Source organism: Streptomyces sp. NPDC107654 (assembly GCF_055639035.1).
The window spans coordinates 435,903-453,209 of sequence record NZ_JBVKBI010000001.1; the positions used below are offsets into that span (position 1 = coordinate 435,903).

The window sequence follows — 17,307 nt, forward strand, 5'->3', positions numbered from 1 at the left end:
CCCACGCCCGAAAGGTCCTGCGCGATGGACTTCCTCCACCTCCTGGGTCGGACCGGGCACCTGGTGGCGCTGCTCGCCGTGGTTCTGCTGCTCGCCCGCGCGGGCCGGGCGGCGGCGCGGCGGCTGCGTCAGCCCGAGGTGATCGGTGAGATCGTGGTGGGTCTTCTCGCCGGACCCGCCGTGCTCCACCTGCTCGGTCGGGACACGTTCGACGCGGTGCTGCCCGGGTCCGTCCTCGACGCGCTCACGGTGATCGCCAAGGCCGGGCTGGTGCTGTTCCTCGTCGGGCTCGCCCACGAACTGCGGGCCGGTTCCGGCGTCGACCGGCGCTCCACCTCCTGGGTGGCGGCCGGAGCGCTGGTCCCGCCCCTCGTCGCGGGCACCCTGCTCGCCGGTTTCGTCCTGCTCCAGGACGACCCGGCGGTGCGCGGGGACGCTCCGCTGCCCGCGTTCGTGCTGATGGTGGCCGTCACGATGTCCATCACGGCCGTGCCGGTACTGGCCCGGATCCTGGCCGACCGCGGCCTGAGCGCCACGCCGGCCGGCCGGCTCGCGCTGGCGGCGGCCGTCGCGATCGACTCCGTGGGCTGGCTGCTGTGCATGCTGGCGATCGGCCTGGGCTCCGGGAACGCGACGGGCTTGCTGCACTCGGTGCTCGCCCTGGGCGTCGGTGCGGCGGGCGCGCTCGCCGTGCGGTACGGCGTCCGCGTGCCGGTGGCGGGGCGGGCCTGTGCCCGCCGGCCGCGGACGGCCGCGGTGGTGCTCGGCGCGGTGGCTCTGGCCGTGGCCCTGACCGTGGAGCACCTCGGCATGACGGCGATCCTCGGTGCCGCCCTGGTGGGCTTCGCGATACCGGCGGGTGACGACAGCCCGTGGGAGCCGGCCGTCGCCCGGCTGGCCCGGACCGGGCGGGCGCTCGTCCCCGCGTTCTTCGTCGTCACCGGAATCACCGTCCTCGACGAGGCGTTCTCGCGGGTTCCGTGGGCCCTGATCGCGGTGACCGTCGTGCTCGCCTCGGCGGGCAAGGGGATCGGCGGCTACCTGGGCGCGCGTCTGGGCGGGCGGCCGCGCGGGGACTCCCGCCGGATCGCGGTGCTGATGAACGCGCGCGGACTCACCGAACTGATCGTGCTCCAGGCCGGGTTGAGCGCGGGAATCCTCACCGCGCCCCTGGTGCTCGCACTGACCCTGATGGCGGTGACCACCACCGCCGCGACGGGCCCGCTGCTCGGTCTCCTCGACCGCGGCACGAGCACCCCCGAGCCTGCTCCCGCCGTCGAACTGGTCGCCGCGGCGACAGAAAGCAGTGCCCGATGACCGAGTCCACCATCCGGACGACAGCGGCCCCGGCCGCCCTGTGCGACGACTTCCGCTCGATGATGAGCGGCTTCCCCACCGGGGTCGCCGTGATCGCCGCGGAGGACCTCGACGGCACCCCGTGGGGGATGACGTGCTCGTCGGTGTGCAGCGTCGCACTCGACCCGCCGACCCTCCTGGTGTGCCTCCGGGACGGCAGCCCCACGCTCCAGGCCGTCCTCGCCTCGGGCGAGTTCACCGTGAACCTGCTGCACGAGGACGCCCAGGGCGTCGCCGAGCTGTTCGCCTCCGGGGATCCCGAGCGTTTCCGGGTCACCCCCTGGGAGCGGACCGCCGACGGCGCGGGACCGCATCTCCCCCGGGACGCGCACACGATCGCGGACTGCACCGTGGCCCTGACCCAGCGGATGGGCGACCACGTGACGGTCTACGGACGGGTGCGGGACGTCCGCCGGCCGAGCGGGCGGCCCCCGCTCCTGTACGGGCTGCGGCGGTTCGCCGCCTGGCCCGCCACCACCTGACCACGGGTGCGGGGCGCGTCACCGCCGCGGTGGCGCGCCCCGCGCCCCCGACCCCAGCCACCCCCCTTTTCCACGGCCAAAGGACAGCCCATGATCGGGACACAGGACCCGCCTGCCCAGCCGGTCGTCCGGCTCGACTCCGTCAGCAGACTCTACGGCGGATCGAAGAACCGGGTGACAGCACTCGACAACGTCAGCATCAGCCTGGAGAGGGGTACGTTCACCGCCGTCATGGGCCCCTCCGGCTCGGGCAAATCGACGTTCCTGCACTGCGCGGCCGGCCTCGACCGGCCCTCCTCCGGCTCCGTGCACCTGGACGGGGTGGACATCGGCACGCTCCGCGAGAAGGCCCTGACCAAGTTCCGCCGCGAGCGCATCGGTTTCGTCTTCCAGGCGTTCAACCTGCTGCCGGCGCTGAACGTGGTGGACAACGTGACGCTTCCGCTGCGGCTCGCGGGCACGCGCCCGAAGAGGGCCGTGGTCGACCAGGTCCTGGAGCAGGTCGGGCTGTCCGGCAAGCGGCACAGCCGGCCCGGTGAGCTGTCCGGCGGCCAGCAGCAGCGCGTCGCCCTCGCGCGGGCGCTCGTCACGAACCCCGCGGTGATCTTCGGTGACGAGCCGACGGGCGCCCTGGACACCCGTACCGCCGCCGAGGTCCTCACCCTGCTGCGGCAGTCGGTGGACGTCGTCGGCCAGACCATCGTGATGGTCACGCACGACCCGGTGGCCGCCGCGTACGCGGACCGGGTCGTCTTCCTCGCCGACGGCCGGCTCATCGGCGCGCTGGAGCGGCCGACCGTGGACCAGATCACCGAGCAGATGCAGAAGCTGGGCACGTGGGGCGACCCGGTCGCGATCCGGCACACCGGGCGGGAGGCGCGCCGGTGATCAGGATCGCGCTGCGCACCCTGCGTTTCCACAAGGGCGGGTTCCTCGCCTCGTTCCTGGCGCTGTTCGCCGGTGCCGTCATCGTCATCGGGTCCGGCGGGCTCCTGGAGACCGGCATCCACAACGCGGCGCCGCCGCACCGGCTGGCCGCCGCACCGGTCGTCGTCACCGGCGACCAGAACTACCGGCACACGCGGCAGGAGCTGGTCTTCCCCGAGCGGCTGCGCATGGACGCCGCGCTGGCGGGCCGGATCGCGAAGGTCCCCGGCGTCGGGTCGGCGGTCCAGGACATCTCGTTCCCGGCGGCGCTCACCCGGGGCGGCGCGGTCACCGGCCACGGCTGGTCCTCCGCGAAGCTCTCCCCCTACCGGCTCACCGACGGAACGGCACCCACCGCGGACGGCCAGATCGTCCTCGGCGAGGCGCTCGCCGAGCGCGCGGGCGTGCGGACCGGCGAACGGATCCGGCTCCTCGTCCACGGCACCGAGCACGACTACCGGGTCGCGGGCCTGGCCGCCGGCCCCGACGACGGCGCGGACGTCTTCCTCAAGGACGCCGAGGCCGCCACGGTCGCGGACCTCGTCGGCAAGGCCGACACCATCGGCGTCTTCCCGGCCGCCGGCGCCGACCCGCGCGAAGTCGCCTCCGCCGTCCGCGACCTCGTCGGGGACGCCCCGGTCAGCGTGCTGACCGGTGACGACCGCGGCCGCGCCGAGAACCCGGACGTGGTGTCCGACGGCAGCGACCTGATCCCGCTCGCCGCCGCGTTCGGCGGCCTGTCGGCGATGGTCACGATCTTCGTGGTGGCGAGCACACTCGGTCTCTCCATCCAGCAGCGGCAGCGCGAGATGGCCCTGCTGCGCACGATCGGTTCCACGCCGGGGCAGCTGCGCCGGCTCATCCTCGGCGAGACCCTCGTCCTCGCGATCGTCGCCACCGGGCTCGCGGTCGTCCCGGGACCCCGGTTCGGGCACTGGCTCCTGGACGCGTTCGCGGACGCGGGCGTCGTACCCGACGCGATCGCGTACCGGGCCGGATCCGTCCCGGTGATCGCGGGTGTCGGTACGGCCCTGCTCACCGCGGTCGGTTCGGCGTACATCGCGGCGCAGTCCGCGGCACGGACCCGGCCGACCGAAGCGCTGGCCGAGGCCACGCTGCAGCGCCGGTGGTTCAGCGCGTTCCGGCTGGTCGTCGGGCTGCTGTGCCTGGTCGGGGGTGCCGCCCTCGCCTGGGGCACCTCGCGTGCGGCGGGACCCGACGCGGCCGGTGTCGCCACTCCGGCGGCGATGGTGTGGGCGGCGGCGTTCGGTCTGCTCGGTCCCGTCGTCGTCCGCGGCATCGTGGCCGTGCTGCGCCGTCCCGTCGGCAAGGTGTCCGGACTCGCCGGCGAGCTGGCCGCGCACAACGCGCGGGCGCGCACCGCCCGGCTCGCCTCCGCCGTGATGCCGGTCATGCTGGCGAGCGGCCTGGCCATCGGCCTGATGTACATGCAGACGACCCAGTCCGAGGGCGCCCAGAAGGCGTTCGACGACAACCTGCGCGCGGACGTCGTCGTGACGTCGGCCTCCGGCGGACTGCCGCTCGGCCTCGTCGACACCGTCCGCAGGCAGCCGGGGGTGGCGGCGGCGTCCGCGCAGATCCCCACGACCGGGTACATCGAGCCGGACCGGCCGATGCGGCCCGCCGACGGCGAGGACAAGGGGCCGCAGCCCACCGAGCTGTCGATGCAGGGCGTCACGCCCCAGGGCCTGGACCGTACGACGGCGTACCGCGCCGTGAGCGGCAGCCTCGCCGCCCTGGACGGCCACTCCGTCGCCCTCCCCGCCCGCTACGCCGAGGGCCGCGCGCTGGGTGACATGGTGCCCCTGCGCCTCGGTGACGGTACGCAGGTCAAGCTGAAGCTGGTCGCCACCGTCGACGGTCGGCGCGGGTACGAGACCGCGCTCGTCCCCGCGTCGCTGCTCCTGGGGCACACCGACGGCGGGCTCGTCCCGCAGATCATGGTGCGCGCCGCCGCCGGCACGACCCCGGCCCAGCTGACCCGGAACCTGTCGAAGCTGGCCGGGCGGCAGCCCGGTCTGCGGGTGAGCGGGACGGAGGTGCTGACCGCGGCGCGGGCGAAGGCGGACGACACGCAGGCGTGGATGGCGTACCTGGTCCTCGGTGTCGTCGTCGGCTACGCGACGCTCGCCCTGATCAACACGCAGGTCCTCGCGACGACCGAGCGCCGCAAGGAGTTCATGCTCCAGCGGCTCGTCGGGGCCACCCGCCGGCAGGTCCTGCAGATGATGACGGTGGAGGCGTCCCTGGTGGCGCTGGCCGGCATCGTCCTCGGCCTCCTGGTCGCCGTGGCCACGCTGGTGCCGCTGAGCATGAGTGTTCTCGGCACCGCGCTGCCGGGCGGCTCCCCGTGGATCCTCGTCGTGGTGCTGGCCGGGGCGGCGGCGCTGACCCTGGCGACGACCCTGCTGGCGGCGGGGGCGGTGCTGCGGGGCCGGCCCGGGGACATGGCGGGCATCAAGGAGTGACCTGCCGCCCTCCGCACGACAGTGGCGCCCGGCACGGATCTCCGTGCCGGGCGCCACTGTTCGGCGGGCCGGGGGGCCTCAGGCCGCCGGCGTCGTGCGTGCCGTCAGGTCGACCACCGGGTGCGGGTCCCGGTGCCGTACCACCGCGCCCGCCGGACGGCGGCGGGCCGGGGCGCGTACGGCGGTGGGGGCCGCCGGGCGCGGGGACATGCCCTTGAGGAGGGCCACGCCGAGCGGGGTCAGGGTGTGCAGCACCATGTTGCGGATGCGGCGGGTCGTGATGAGGCCGGCCCGGCGCAGCACCGCGGTGTGCTGGCTGGCGCCCGCCGCCGAGATGCCGAGCCGGTCGGCGAGCTGACTGGTCGTACAGCTGCTGCGCAGGGCGTGCAGCGCGGCGGCCCGCGTCTGTCCGACGAGCGCGCCGAGCGACTGCCCGCTGTCGTCGGGTTCGTCCCACAGCCCGGCGGCCTGGTGGGTGTCGGGCGGCGCGGCGAACGCGAGCACCACCGGGCCGTTCTCGGCGCGGCGGCGGGTGATCCGGCCCGGCCGGTGGGCCAGGAACACGGACGGCGTGAGGACCAGGCCCCGGCCGCCCAGGCTGATGTCCTCGTCCGGGCCGTCCGCGATCTCCAGTACCGGGGCCCGCCATGTGATCTTCGAGTGGAGGGTGGCCAGGAGCAGCTCGACCCCGCCGGCCATCAGCACGCGGCCACGGGCCTCGCACTCCGCCTCCAGGTAGTGCAGCAGCTGCTCCCAGTACGGGGCCACGGCGGCCCGCCACACCAGGGACAGGTCGCCGGCCGCCGGATGGAGGAGCGGCCCGGACGCCGCCCGGGCGGCGGGGGCCTCGGCGCTGACGCTGCGGGCGCTGCGCTCGATGAGGTCGAGCAGTCCGTCGAGGCCGGGCGCGGCGCTGCCGCCGCTCAGCGGCAGCGGCCACTGGATGAGCCGCTCCCCGACCTGGCTGCGCCAGCGGGCGAACGGCGCGCTGACGCCGCGCCCGAGCAGCCCGTACGCGAAGGCGCTCTCCACGACCGGGCCGGCACTCGTGCGCAGCCGGACCCGGGCGAAATCGGCAGGGGTGAAGTGGATGCGTTGCATAGGAAAGCCCCCGTGGATGTGCTGCTGGCGTCGGTCGCCGTACGGCTAGACCGACTTGCCGGTGAGAGAGACGAACACGTCGTCCAGAGTGGGCCTGCGCAGGGCGAAGTCGGCGACGGTGACGTCCGCCTGCCGCAGCGCGGCCGCGGCGGCCTCGATGCTCTCCATGCCGTCGCTCAGCACGATCGACACGGTGCCGTCCTCGGCGTCCACGGAGGGCTCACCGGGGGCGACCCGGCGCAGCGCCTCGGCGGCCCGGGCCACGCTCTCCGGCCGGGTGAGGGACACCTCGAGACGCTCCTCCCCCGCCTTGCGCTTGAGCTCCTCGGGGGTGCCCTCGGCGATGACACGGCCGGTGTCGATGACCGCGATCCGGTCGGCGAGGACGTCGGCCTCCTCCAGGTACTGGGTGGTCAGCAGCACGGTGACCCCGTCGGCCACCAACTCACGCACCGCGTCCCACAGTTGGGAGCGGCTGACCGGATCGAGGCCCGTGGTCGGCTCGTCGAGGAAGAGGACCGACGGAGTGGCCACCAGGCAGGCGGCCAGGTCGAGGCGGCGCCGCATGCCGCCCGAGTAGGTGCGCGCCGGGCGGTCGGCGGCGGCGGTCAGCTCGAACCGGTCGAGCAGCTCGGCCGCCCGGGCGCGCGCGGCCCGGCGTCCCAGATGGTTCAGGGTGCCGATGAGGGCGAGGTTCTCCCGCCCGGTGAGCATGTCGTCCACCGCGGCGTACTGCCCGGCCAGCCCGATGCGCCGCCGCACCTCGGCCGGCTCGCGCACCACGTCGTACCCGGCCACCCGGGCCCGGCCGCCGTCGGGTGCGAGCAGGGTCGAGAGCATCCTGACGGTGGTCGTCTTGCCCGCCCCGTTCGGGCCGAGCAGGCCGAGCACGGTGCCCGGGGCCACCGCCAGATCGACTCCGCCGGACACGTGCCGCCGGTCGTACCGCTTGTACAGGCCCTCGGCCTCGATCGCCCATTCCACCGCTGTCACCGCCGCTCCCTCGCCCCGACCCGGCCGGATCCGTCAGGCGGCCGGGGCGTCGGCGGACGGGCCGCGCAGGCTGCGCGGGCGCAGGTCGGTCCAGTGCTCCTCCACGTACGCGAGCGCCTTGTCGCGGGAGGTCTCGTCCAGGGCCACCGTCCAGCCGGCGGGGCGCTCCGCGAAGGCCGGCCACAGGGAGTGCTGGCCCTCGTCGTTGACCAGCACCAGGAAGGTTCCGTCCGGGTCGTCAAAGGGGTTCGCCACGTCGCACGCTCCAGGTCGTGTCCGATTCGATCGCCCGTTCGTGTCGTCCGGGCATCTCCAGGATCCCGACCCGCGCTGACGGATCACTGACCAGTCGCTGACGGCCGCCGGGGCGGACTCACCCGAGCACGAGGGAGCGGGTCGCCGCCACGTCGCACTTGCCGTTGGCGTTCACGACGATCTCCGGCACGGTGTGCACGGCCTCGGGCACCAGGGCCGAGGGCAGCACCGAGGCGAGCGCGGTGCGGACCGTGCCGGCCAGGTCGCCGGCGGGGACCGCCGAGACGGGCCGTACGAACAGCTCCAGCGTGTCGATGGGGCCGCGCACGATGTCGAAGGCGGCGTCCGCGACGCCCGGCACGGACAGCACGTGGTGGCGGAGTTCGCCGAGCTCGATCCGGTGGCCGTTGACCTTCAACTGGTCGTCCCCGCGCCCCAGGTGGAGCAGCGTGCCGTCGGGGCGGAGCTCCACCACGTCACCGGTGCGGTAGGCACGCCCGGCCGGTCCGCCCAGCTCGGCCTCGTCGATGAACCGGTTCCCCGACCGCCTCGGGTCGAGATAGCCGGCGGCGACCGCCCGCCCGGCGATCACCAGTTCACCGGGGCTGCCGGCCGGCACCGGACGCAGCTGCTCGTCCACGACGTACGCCCGGGTGTTCCAGGCCGGCCGGCCGATCGGCACGGTGGGCGTCGCGGGCACCGTCGTACGGTCGAAGCGGAACGCGCAGCAGCCGATGGTGGTCTCGGTCGGTCCGTAGTGGTTGACGAGGCGGACCCCGTCGAGGCGGTCGCCCAGGGAGGCGATGAGCGCCGGGTCGAGCCCCTCGCCCCCGAACATCAGCAGCCGTGTCACCCGGTCGTAGCGGGGCGGCTCGGCGAGGACGTCGAAGAAACGGGCGTGCGAGGGCGTCATCTTCACGAAGGTGTACGGGTCGTCCGGGCGCTCGCCGAACAGCGTCCGCTGGTCCCACAGCCCGGCGACGGTCACGACGGTGCGCCCCTGGGCGAGCGGCACCCACAGCGAGGTCATCGCCAGGTCGAAGCCGAGGCTGCCGAACAGCGGGCTGCCCATGCCCTCGGAGCCGACCAGGTCGCCGCACCAGGAGACGTAGTTGGCGAGGGAGGCGTGCGGCACCCGGACACCCTTGGGCGTACCGGTCGAACCGGAGGTGAACACGATGTACGCGATGTCCTCGGGGCCCGGCAGGCTCCCCCCGAGATCGGGCGCGTCGGCGTCCGGCAGGGCGGCGATGTCGAGGTACGGCATCGACGCCGGCGCGGACAGGTCCTCGGTCCCGCCGGGGCCGGAGTGCAGCAGCGCGGCGGGGGCCGCTCCCGCGAGCACGGCGGCGGTACGGTCGCCCGGGTGCTCGGGGTCGATGGGCACGTACGCCGCGCCGAGCACCATCACGGCGAGGGCGCCCACCACGGTGTCCGGGGTACGGCCGGCGAGGAGCGCCACCCGGTCCCCGGCCCCGACCCCGGCCTCGTCCAGGGCCGCCGCCACGACGAGGGCTCTGCGCCACAACTCCCGGTACGTGAGCCGCTGTCGGGCCGAGCGCACCGCGAGGGCGTCGGGCCGGGTCCGCGCGTGCCGGAGGACCATGTGGACGACGGACGCCTCCGCGACGGGGCGCACCGCGCCGGACACAGAGCTGGGGTGCGGGACGTGGGCCATGGCTGCTCCTGGGACGGCGACGGGACGAACGGGCGGGAACGGCGGGGGCGGACGACGAGGGGGTGAGGGGGACGCCAGCGTAGAAACCGCGGTGCCGCCCTCACCACGCCCTTAAGCCCCCGCCGAAACTCACCGGTCAGTCGCGCCGGCGAAGGCGACCGCGACGAGGAGCCCGTCCCGGGCGACCCAGCGACCGTCGAAGTCATGGCCTTGGTCGGGGCCTTCACCGGGCCCTTCGCCGGTGAGCACGGCGGCGCGGAACGTCCGTCCGGCCCCGTCGAATGTGATCACCACGTCCCGGAAGCCCAGTTCGCGCCGGGTCCGCGGGAACCACGCCTTGAACACGGCTTCCTTGGCGCAGAACAGCAGCCGGTCCCAGCAGGCGACGTGCGGATGCTCCGCCCGCAACGAGGCGATCCGCTCACGTTCCTCGGGCAGCGAGACGGTGTGCAGCACGCCCTCGCGCAGCGGGAGCGAGGGCTCGGCATCCACGCCCAGGGCATCCACGTCGCGTCGCCACGCCACCACGGCGGCCCGGTACCCCCGGCAGTGCGTCATGCTGCCCACGACCCCGGCCGGCCAGCGCGGTACGCCCCGCGGGTCCGGGACCAGCGGCACGGGGGCGTGCCCGAGCGCGGTCAGGGCGCGCCGGGCGCAGCCGCGGACCGTGGCGAACTCGCGGCGCCGCCCCTCGCTCACCCCGGCGACCGCGGCCCGCTCCTCGGGGAGCAGGACCTCGTCCGGGGCGTCGGCGCGGGTCTCGGCCCCGACGGCGTACGGCGGCAGCAGCTCCTTGACCAGCGACCGGCGCACCGGGATCACCGGGATCACCGGGATCACCGGATCCGCAGCACCGCGGCACCCAGCGGCGTGTCCGGATCGGCGAGGTCGAAGGGGAGGTCGAAGTGGTGGCGTCCGGGGACGACGAGACCGGTCACCTCGGTGCCGCCCGCGCGGGCCGCCGCCACGAAGCGGTGGTGCTGTGCGGCGAACGCGTCGGTGTCGTTCTCGGCGAGGGCGACGACGAGTGGGGGCAGGCAGGCGGGCACGCGGAGCTGCGGGCTGCAGTCGCGGGCTTCGGCGGCGTCCATGCCGAGGGCGTCGTTGACGTAGGTGTGGCGCAGGGGTTCCAGGTCGTAGACGCCGCTGAGCAGCGTCGCGGAGGCGAACGTGCCGGGTGCCTGCCGGTCGGCGGCGTCGAGCAGCGCGCTCGCGACGAGGTGGGCTCCGGCGGAGTGGCCGCCGAGGTGAACGGCGCGGGGCCGGACGGGAAGCCGGGCGCGTCCGGTGGCGACGCTGTACAGCGCGTCGCTGACGGAGGCGGTGATGTCGCGCATGCGGTGGCGCGGCGCGAGGCCGTAGCCGAGGGCGGCGAAGGAGATGCCGGCGGCCACGAAGTCCCGGGCGGCGAAGGCGGCTTCGGACTTGCTCAGCTCCTGCCAGTAGCCGCCGTGCACGAAGACGAAGAGGGGGGCGCCCGGGTCGGCGGCCGGGAACAGGTCGAGCCGCTGCTCGGGCCGGGGACCGCAGGGCAGGTCCAGGTGGACGGTCAGCCCGGCGCGGGCCCGGGCGCTGTCGGTGGCGTACCGGGTGAGGTGGACGTCGAGGTCGGTGACGCGCGAGCTGGGCGAGTAGGCGCGGTCCAGGTCCGTTCGGCCCAGGTCCGTACGGGCGGTGCCGGGGGCGGGGGTCGCGGTATCGGAGGCCGCGGCACCGGAGGTCGCGTCGGCGGTGGTCACGACAGGGGTGTCCAGACCTCGGGCAGGGCCCTGCGCAGGGCGGCGCGCCACAGGTAGGCGGCGCCTTCGGACCCGGCGGTGCCGGCGGCGGTGCCGAGGTAGCGCTCGGCGAGCGCGCCGTGCCGGGCCCGCCAGACGGCGGTGGCCTCGTCGAACTCCAGGAGGGCGAGGCGCACCCGCTCGACGGCGGCGCGGTCCGCGCAGGTGTCGGCGAACTCCCGGTAGGCCGCCGCGACCGAGCGCTCCTCCAGCCGGGCGAGCAGCCGGGCCCGGTCCTGCTCGGTGAACCCGGCCGTGGTCAGGTAGCGGGTGTCGCGCAGGCCGCAGAGGAACTCGATCTCACGCCACTGCGCGGACTGGAACCCGCTGGCGTCGCCGAGGGCGGTCCTGATGTCCTGGAACGCGGCCGGGGTGAGGGTGGCCAGCACGTCGAAGTGCCCCGTCAGCACGGACATGATCCGGGGCAGCGGGGCGGCCCGGCGTACGGCCAGGTCCGCGTCGCCCGCGTCGAGCGCCGCGCGCACCTCCTCCAGGTGGCGGGTGACGACGGCGAAGAGGATCTCGCAGGACTGGTGCGTGGCCATGAAGAGGACGTGGTCCACGTCGTCGTCGTGGACGCGGGCGGCGCTCAACAGCTCGTCGAGCCGGAGCACCTGACCGTAGGGCGGGGCTGTGGTCACGGCATTCACGGGGGCCTTCTTCCTCGCGTGTCCTCGCGCGTCCTCGTGTACGGAGCCCGGGGAGGGGACGCGGACAGGGCGGGTGGGGTGGTCCCGCGAGCGTAACCACGGGTCCGCCCCTCGATCACCGTGATCAAGCGGAGCCTTAAAGGACCACCTGAGACCGCCCGGCGTCCGAGCCGCATGAATTCTTCATCTCGCAGTGATGACACCGGCACTGGGCGCAGTTGCGCGGACTTCGCAGAATCTTCCCAGGAACACCGCAGGGCACAACCAGGAACGACAGAACGCCTCTCACCGCCGGGTACGACCTACCACCAGGGACATCACTGTCATGAACATGTTTTCCTCCGGGATCCAGCTGAAGGCCGTCGGGGCCGACGGCACCGTCTCCTCCCGCCCCGCCCGGGCCGCCCTCGTGATCGAGGACCTCGACGCGGTGGCGGACCACACGGTCGCGCTCTCCACGTTCTGCATCCAGGCCGAGGCCCTGGTGCCGGCCGCCGCGCGGAGAGCGGGGCGGCTCGACGCATGACACCTTCCGATGGACGGACGGAGCGCTCAGGGCTGACGGACCGGTTTCCCCGGCCCGACGCGGGGGACGGCGTCCTGGTCGGCTTCAAGGGCCATCTGCGCCCCACGGTCCTGCCGGACGACGCCACCTACCTGGTGTCACGCCGCGGCGTGACCGCACTGCACGGCCCCCAGGCCGAGGTGCTCGTACCTCTCCTCGACGGCTCGCGCAGCCCGAGCGCCGTACTCAGCGAGGCCGCCCCGGTCCTCGGCGACGAGGACGCCCAGGCGGCGCTGCGCGCCCTGGACGGCGCGGGCCTGCTGCGCTGGAGCGCTCCCGGGCAGCCGCACACGGACCCGGCGGCCGAGGCCTACTGGGACCTGATCGGCCTGGACGGCGGCCGTGCCGCGATCGCCCTCGCGGGCGCCACCGTCGCGATCGAGGCGCTGCCCGGGGTGTCCCCGGCCACCGTGATCGAAGCCTGCCGCGCCGAGGGGATCACCCTCGCCCCGCCCGGAGGCCACGCCGACCTGTCCCTCGTCCTGTGCGACGACTACCTGGCACCGCAACTCGCCGCCGTGGACGCCGCGCACCGCGCCTCCGGGCGTCCCTGGCTGCTGGCCGCGCTGTGCGGCGCGGACCCCTGGGTCGGCCCCGTGTTCCGGCCCGCGGACGCCGAGAGCCCCTGCTGGCACTGTCTTTCCGTACGGCTGCGCGGGCACCGCCGGTCCGAGGTGCCGGTGCAACGGGCCCTGGGGCTCGACGGACCGCTCCCCCGCCCCGTCGCGTCCCTGGCCACCGGGCGCACCCTGGCCGCCGGCATCGCCGTCCTGGAGGCGGCCAAGTGGCTGGCCGGGATGCGCGATCCGGAGCAGAGCCACATCCGCACGCTGGACACGGTCCGGCTGCGCACCGCCTCACACCCGGTGAGCCGGCGTCCGCAGTGCCCCGCGTGCGGGGACCCCGGCCTGGTCGCCCGGCAGGTGCACGCCCCGTTCCGGCCCGTCTCACGCACCAAGGCGGTCACCGACGGCAGCGGCCACCGGGCGCTGACGGCCCGGCAGATGCTCAGCCGCTACGGCCATCTGGTGGACCCGGTGACCGGCGTCGTCAAGGAGATCAGACCGGCGGGCGGCTGCCCCGACTTCGTGACCTCCTACGTCTCCGGACACAACCTCGCGATGGGGTCCGCGACGCTCGCCGGGCTGCGCTCCGGACTGCGCGCGCTCAGCGGCGGCAAGGGCCTGACCGAGACGGAGGCCCGCACCAGCGCCCTGTGCGAGGCGGTCGAGCGCTACAGCGGGACCCGGCACGGCGACGAACCGGTGGTACGGGCCTCCTACCGCGACCTCGGCCCGGTGGCCGTGCACCCGAACGACTGCCAGCTGTACGCGCGGCGCCAGTTCGCCGAACGGGAGCGCTGGAACGCGGCACACTCCCGTTTCCAGCACGTGAGCACCCCCTTCGACGAGAACCGGCCCACCGACTGGACCCCCGTCTGGTCCCTGACCCACCGGACCCGGCGCCTGCTGCCCACCTCCCTGCTCTACTTCACGGGCGCCGGCACGGGACCGGAGCACGACGACGGCCTGTGGGCCGACTCCAACGGAAACGCCGCCGGCAGCAGCCCCGAGGACGCCCTCCTGCAAGGGTTCCTCGAACTGGTCGAGCGGGACGCGGTCGCCCTGTGGTGGTACAACCGCACCCGCCAGCCCGCGGTCGACCTGGACGCCTTCGACGAGCCGTACGTGGACCGGCTGCGCGACGGCTACCACGGCGTCCACCGGGACCTGTGGGTCCTCGACCTCACCTCGGACTTCGGCATCCCGGTCATGGCGGCGCTCTCCCGCCGCCGCGACAAACCGGCCGAGGACGTCATCTTCGGCTTCGGCGCCCACTTCGACCCGCGGATCGCCCTGCGCCGCGCCCTCACCGAGATGGGCCAGCTCCTCCCCGCGGTCTGCGACGCACGCCCCGACGGCTCCGGCTACCGCATCCACGACCCCGAACCACGCCACTGGTGGCAGCACGCCACGGTGACCGACCAGCCCTACCTGACCCCGGACCCCCGCCAGGCGCCACGCACCCCCGCCCACTGGCACACCCCGCACCGCCCCGACCTCCTGGACGACGTCCAGGCCGTCACCGACCTGGTCCGCGCCAAGGGCCTGGAACTCCTGGTCCTCGACCAGCGCCGCCCCGACCTGGACCTGCCGGTGGTGAAGGTGATCATCCCGGGCCTGCGCCACTTCTGGTCCCGCTTCGCCCCGGGCCGCCTGTTCGACGTACCGGTGACCCTGGGCCGCCTCACGGAACCGACGGCGTACGAGGAGCTGAATCCGGTGCCGTTGTTCGTGTGAGGCCGACACCGGCCGCGGGCGGCGGACGGGGGCGGACGGGTGGACCGCCACACCCGGCGCCACGGCGCTCACATCGGCGCCCGCGCCGGCCGGGCAGGCCGCCTCGCTGGTGCGCACACCCCGGCCCGGGCACACTGCCCCGCATGCGTGACGACGACTCGCGGCCGACACCCGATCCCGCAGACACGGCCGCCTGGAACGCCTACCTCGCGGAAGGCAACGCCAAGCAGGCCCGCAAGCGCGTGGCGGCCGATGTGCTGCTGCGGGACCCGTCCGGCCGTGTGCTCCTGGTGAACCCCACCTACAAACCGGGATGGGATCTGCCCGGCGGGATGGCGGAGGCCAACGAGCCGCCGGAGGAGACGGTACGCCGTGAGCTGATGGAGGAGCTCGGCGTACGCGTCACCCTGCGCGGGCTGCTGGTGGTGGACTGGGTGGCCCCGCACGGCCCCTGGGACGATCAGCTCGCGTTCGTCTTCGACGGCGGCACCCTGGACGAGGACCAGGCGGACCGGCTACGGCCGCGGGACGACGAGCTGTCCGAAGCCGCCTTCGTCACCACCGCCGAAGCCGCCACCCGCCTTCGGGACCGTGTCCGGCACCGGTTCGAGCACGCTCTGGAGGCAGTGGACGCGGGACGGCCGCTGTACCTCCGCGACGGCGCGCCCCTCACATGAGGGTGCGCATCCCCCGGCACCTGGCCTGCGTCTCGCCGCCCGGTAGCCCGGGCGGCAGACGAGTCGGGCTGTACGCCGGGTTCTGTTCCCCGGTGTCCTCGCGGACGCCGGGGCGACGGCCATCCATCTAGGACCGGCGTTGCCGCCGGCCTCGTGCGGTCTACCCGCGGACTCGGGCGGGCAGCCCTCGATCGTCCGCGCAGAGACGCCCCTCTTCCGAAAGGCGGCCCCTTCTTGACCTTGCTCCGGGTGGGGTTTACCTAGCTGCCCAGGTCACCCTGGGCACTGGTGGTCTCTTACACCACCGTTTCACCCTTACCGAGGACCGAAATCCCCGGCGGTCTGCTTTCTGTGGCACTGTCCCGCGGGTCACCCCGGGTGGCCGTTAGCCACCACCCTGCCCTGTGGAGCCCGGACGTTCCTCGGGAAGCCCCCTGGGGGAACTCCACGCGGCCGTCCGCCCGGCTCGTCTGCCGTGCCGACCATGGTACCGGTCGACCGCCGCGCCGTGGACCGCCGGCCGCCCTCCCGCCCTGGCCGCCGGCCGATCGCCTGCCGTGGCCACCCGCCTCAAGGGCCTCCTGGTCCGCCCGGACGCCTTCATGGCCCGGGTCCGACGACCCGCGTCCCGCCCCCGGCCCGGCAAGCCGCAGCCCGCCCCCGACCCGGCGCCCGCCCCGCCCCGCCCTTGACCCCGCCGTAACGTCAACGTCTGTACTGATCCCATGCGGATCGGAGAACTCGCCGCCGCCGTCGGCGTCACGACGCGGACCGTGCGGCACTACCACCATCTGGGCCTGCTGCCCGAAGCCGAGCGGCTGTCCAACGGGTACCGCCGGTACACGCTGCGTCACGCCGTCGTTCTCGCCCGGGTCCGGCGGCTGACCGAGCTGGGCCTGGGTCTCGGCGAGGTCCGGGACGTGCTCGCGGACGACGCCGGCAAGGACCTCACCGAGGTGCTGACCGAGCTGGACGCGGACCTGGCCCGGCAGGAGGAGGAGATCGGGGAGCGGCGTCAGCGGCTGCGGGCGCTGCTGGAGGCCGGGGAGCTGCCCGCCGAGGGGCCCGTGTCCCCCCGGTTGGCCGGCCTGCTCGACGCGCTGCCCGCCGGTGACTCCCCCATGGCCGCCAAGGACCGGGAGATCCTGGCCCTGGTCGACGCGGGGGCGCCTCCGGAGGAGCGGGAGCGGCTGTTCTCCGTGCTGCGTGGCGCCCTGGACGACCCGGACGCGGTGGCGCGTGCCCGGCGGGCGTACGCGCTGCTGGACGCGCTGGCGGACGCCTCCCCCGACGACCCGCGCGTGGAGCGGGCGGCACGGGCGCTGGCCGACTGTGTGCCCGACGGTGTGGTGACGGGTCGTCATGCCGTCGATGACAGCGCGTTTTTGCGTGCTTTCTACGCCGATTTCGCCCCCGCCCAGGCCGAGGTGATCCGTCGTACGCTGAAGATCCTTTCCGGGGAGGGGAAATGACGATGGTGTACCGGTTGGCCCGGCACGAGATGCGGCTGTTCGCCGGGCTGGCGCTGTGGCTGGCCCGGCGGACCCACGGCACCGCCGGCGGGCGGGCGTTCGGGTATGCGCGCGGGCAGGGTGCGACGATGCTGGGGCTGGCCTTCGTGTGTGTGGTGGAGGCGGTGGGCGTGGCCGTGATGCTGCGCGACATGCCCCTGGCGCACGACGTGATGCTGGTGCTGGACGTGTACACCGTGCTGTTCGTCGTCGGCCTGCACGCGGCCTCCGTGGTCCGCCCGCACGTGCTGACACCGGACGTGCTGCGCGTGCGGTACGGCGCCCACGTGGACCTGCGGATCCCGCTGGCCGGGATCGCCGCCGTACGCCGGGAGACCCGGACCACGCACCAGCCGGAGGGGGACACCCTGGACCTCCCCGTCGGTTCCCAGACCACGGTGACGCTGGAACTGTCCGAGCCCGTGGTCCACACGAGTCTCCTCGGCCGCCGCCGGCGGGTCGGCACGGTGCGGCTGTACGCCGACGACCCCGGCGCCCTCGTCCAGGCCCTCACGCCCCGGTGAGGCGAGGCCCCACGCCCGGTG

At 74.5% G+C, this 17,307-nt stretch carries 16 protein-coding genes and 1 other RNA gene; 9 read left to right on the top strand and 8 right to left on the bottom strand.

Annotated elements, in window-relative coordinates:
- Nucleotides 1–24: 24 nt before the first annotated feature.
- The 4 genes from ACZ7N4_RS01920 to ACZ7N4_RS01935 all read left to right on the top strand — a co-directional run bounded on the left by ACZ7N4_RS01920 (nt 25) and on the right by ACZ7N4_RS01935 (nt 5,254).
- Nucleotides 25–1,317 (top strand): cation:proton antiporter, encoded by a 1,293-nt coding sequence (locus ACZ7N4_RS01920; protein WP_471352705.1) that lies wholly within the window; start codon nt 25–27, stop codon nt 1,315–1,317.
- Complete coding sequence (locus ACZ7N4_RS01925) at nt 1,314–1,838, top strand: flavin reductase family protein (RefSeq protein ID WP_471352707.1); 525 nt, start codon at nt 1,314–1,316, stop codon at nt 1,836–1,838. The genes ACZ7N4_RS01920 and ACZ7N4_RS01925 overlap by 4 nt, the downstream gene beginning before the upstream one ends.
- Nucleotides 1,839–1,928: 90 nt before the next feature.
- Nucleotides 1,929–2,726 (top strand): ABC transporter ATP-binding protein, encoded by a 798-nt coding sequence (locus ACZ7N4_RS01930; RefSeq protein WP_471352709.1) that lies wholly within the window; start codon nt 1,929–1,931, stop codon nt 2,724–2,726.
- Complete coding sequence (locus ACZ7N4_RS01935; protein ID WP_471352711.1) at nt 2,723–5,254, top strand: ABC transporter permease; 2,532 nt, start codon at nt 2,723–2,725, stop codon at nt 5,252–5,254. The genes ACZ7N4_RS01930 and ACZ7N4_RS01935 overlap by 4 nt, the downstream gene beginning before the upstream one ends.
- Nucleotides 5,255–5,332: 78 nt before the next feature.
- On the opposite strand, the gene ACZ7N4_RS01940 is transcribed toward ACZ7N4_RS01935, so the two are convergent.
- The 7 genes from ACZ7N4_RS01940 to ACZ7N4_RS01970 form a co-directional block, all read right to left on the bottom strand.
- On the bottom strand, nt 5,333–6,355 hold the full coding sequence (locus tag ACZ7N4_RS01940; protein ID WP_471352713.1) for an ArsR/SmtB family transcription factor: 1,023 nt from the start codon (nt 6,353–6,355) through the stop codon (nt 5,333–5,335).
- Between the two features lie 45 nt (nt 6,356–6,400).
- Nucleotides 6,401–7,339: an ATP-binding cassette domain-containing protein gene (locus ACZ7N4_RS01945; RefSeq protein ID WP_471353139.1), complete on the bottom strand. Its 939-nt coding sequence runs from the start codon at nt 7,337–7,339 to the stop codon at nt 6,401–6,403.
- 42 nt (nt 7,340–7,381) lie between these two features.
- Nucleotides 7,382–7,603, bottom strand: coding sequence for an MbtH family protein (locus tag ACZ7N4_RS01950; protein ID WP_189293990.1), 222 nt, complete (start codon nt 7,601–7,603; stop codon nt 7,382–7,384).
- A gap of 118 nt (nt 7,604–7,721) precedes the next feature.
- Nucleotides 7,722–9,281, bottom strand: a complete 1,560-nt coding sequence (locus ACZ7N4_RS01955) for an amino acid adenylation domain-containing protein (protein WP_471352715.1) — start codon at nt 9,279–9,281, stop codon at nt 7,722–7,724.
- Nucleotides 9,282–9,410: 129 nt separating this feature from the next.
- The gene (locus ACZ7N4_RS01960; RefSeq protein ID WP_471352717.1) at nt 9,411–10,112 is read right to left on the bottom strand and encodes a 4'-phosphopantetheinyl transferase family protein; all 702 of its coding nucleotides are present in this window, start codon (nt 10,110–10,112) and stop codon (nt 9,411–9,413) included.
- A 5-nt stretch (nt 10,113–10,117) separates the two neighbouring features.
- Nucleotides 10,118–11,020 (bottom strand): alpha/beta hydrolase, encoded by a 903-nt coding sequence (locus ACZ7N4_RS01965; RefSeq protein ID WP_471352719.1) that lies wholly within the window; start codon nt 11,018–11,020, stop codon nt 10,118–10,120.
- Nucleotides 11,017–11,709, bottom strand: a complete 693-nt coding sequence (locus ACZ7N4_RS01970; RefSeq protein ID WP_471352721.1) for a tryptophan 2,3-dioxygenase family protein — start codon at nt 11,707–11,709, stop codon at nt 11,017–11,019. The genes ACZ7N4_RS01965 and ACZ7N4_RS01970 overlap by 4 nt, the downstream gene beginning before the upstream one ends.
- A gap of 325 nt (nt 11,710–12,034) precedes the next feature.
- On the opposite strand from ACZ7N4_RS01970, the gene ACZ7N4_RS01975 reads away from it, so the two are divergent.
- The 3 genes from ACZ7N4_RS01975 to ACZ7N4_RS01985 all read left to right on the top strand — a co-directional run bounded on the left by ACZ7N4_RS01975 (nt 12,035) and on the right by ACZ7N4_RS01985 (nt 15,251).
- Nucleotides 12,035–12,235, top strand: a complete 201-nt coding sequence (locus ACZ7N4_RS01975; RefSeq protein ID WP_471352723.1) for a hypothetical protein — start codon at nt 12,035–12,037, stop codon at nt 12,233–12,235.
- Entirely contained in the window at nt 12,232–14,574 is a 2,343-nt protein-coding gene (locus tag ACZ7N4_RS01980) for a TOMM precursor leader peptide-binding protein (protein WP_471352725.1), read from the top strand. The genes ACZ7N4_RS01975 and ACZ7N4_RS01980 overlap by 4 nt, the downstream gene beginning before the upstream one ends.
- Nucleotides 14,575–14,717: 143 nt before the next feature.
- Nucleotides 14,718–15,251 carry an NUDIX domain-containing protein gene (locus ACZ7N4_RS01985; RefSeq protein ID WP_471352727.1) on the top strand — a complete coding sequence of 178 codons (534 nt, stop codon included), beginning with the start codon at nt 14,718–14,720 and terminating at the stop codon, nt 15,249–15,251.
- Nucleotides 15,252–15,306: 55 nt separating this feature from the next.
- Here ACZ7N4_RS01985 and rnpB read toward each other — a convergent pair.
- Nucleotides 15,307–15,720, bottom strand: an RNA gene (gene rnpB / locus ACZ7N4_RS01990) — RNase P RNA component class A.
- A gap of 256 nt (nt 15,721–15,976) precedes the next feature.
- Between rnpB and ACZ7N4_RS01995 the strand changes: the two genes are divergently transcribed.
- Nucleotides 15,977–16,723, top strand: coding sequence for a MerR family transcriptional regulator (locus ACZ7N4_RS01995; RefSeq protein ID WP_471352729.1), 747 nt, complete (start codon nt 15,977–15,979; stop codon nt 16,721–16,723).
- On the top strand, nt 16,720–17,286 hold the full coding sequence (locus ACZ7N4_RS02000) for a hypothetical protein (RefSeq protein ID WP_471352731.1): 567 nt from the start codon (nt 16,720–16,722) through the stop codon (nt 17,284–17,286). The genes ACZ7N4_RS01995 and ACZ7N4_RS02000 overlap by 4 nt, the downstream gene beginning before the upstream one ends.
- The last annotated feature ends 21 nt before the right edge of the window (nt 17,287–17,307 follow it).

What these genes read in the sequence shown, in the direction of transcription:
- ACZ7N4_RS01920 (WP_471352705.1), top strand. Translation starts at nt 25, where the DNA reads ATGGACTTCCTCCACCTCCTGGGTCGGACCGGGCACCTGGTGGCGCTG.
- ACZ7N4_RS01925 (WP_471352707.1), top strand. Translation starts at nt 1,314, where the DNA reads ATGACCGAGTCCACCATCCGGACGACAGCGGCCCCGGCCGCCCTGTGC.
- ACZ7N4_RS01930 (WP_471352709.1), top strand. Translation starts at nt 1,929, where the DNA reads ATGATCGGGACACAGGACCCGCCTGCCCAGCCGGTCGTCCGGCTCGAC.
- ACZ7N4_RS01940 (WP_471352713.1), bottom strand. Translation starts at nt 6,355, where the DNA reads ATGCAACGCATCCACTTCACCCCTGCCGATTTCGCCCGGGTCCGGCTG.
- ACZ7N4_RS01955 (WP_471352715.1), bottom strand. Translation starts at nt 9,281, where the DNA reads ATGGCCCACGTCCCGCACCCCAGCTCTGTGTCCGGCGCGGTGCGCCCC.
- ACZ7N4_RS01975 (WP_471352723.1), top strand. Translation starts at nt 12,035, where the DNA reads ATGAACATGTTTTCCTCCGGGATCCAGCTGAAGGCCGTCGGGGCCGAC.
- ACZ7N4_RS01980 (WP_471352725.1), top strand. Translation starts at nt 12,232, where the DNA reads ATGACACCTTCCGATGGACGGACGGAGCGCTCAGGGCTGACGGACCGG.
- ACZ7N4_RS01985 (WP_471352727.1), top strand. Translation starts at nt 14,718, where the DNA reads ATGCGTGACGACGACTCGCGGCCGACACCCGATCCCGCAGACACGGCC.
- ACZ7N4_RS01995 (WP_471352729.1), top strand. Translation starts at nt 15,977, where the DNA reads ATGCGGATCGGAGAACTCGCCGCCGCCGTCGGCGTCACGACGCGGACC.
- ACZ7N4_RS02000 (WP_471352731.1), top strand. Translation starts at nt 16,720, where the DNA reads ATGACGATGGTGTACCGGTTGGCCCGGCACGAGATGCGGCTGTTCGCC.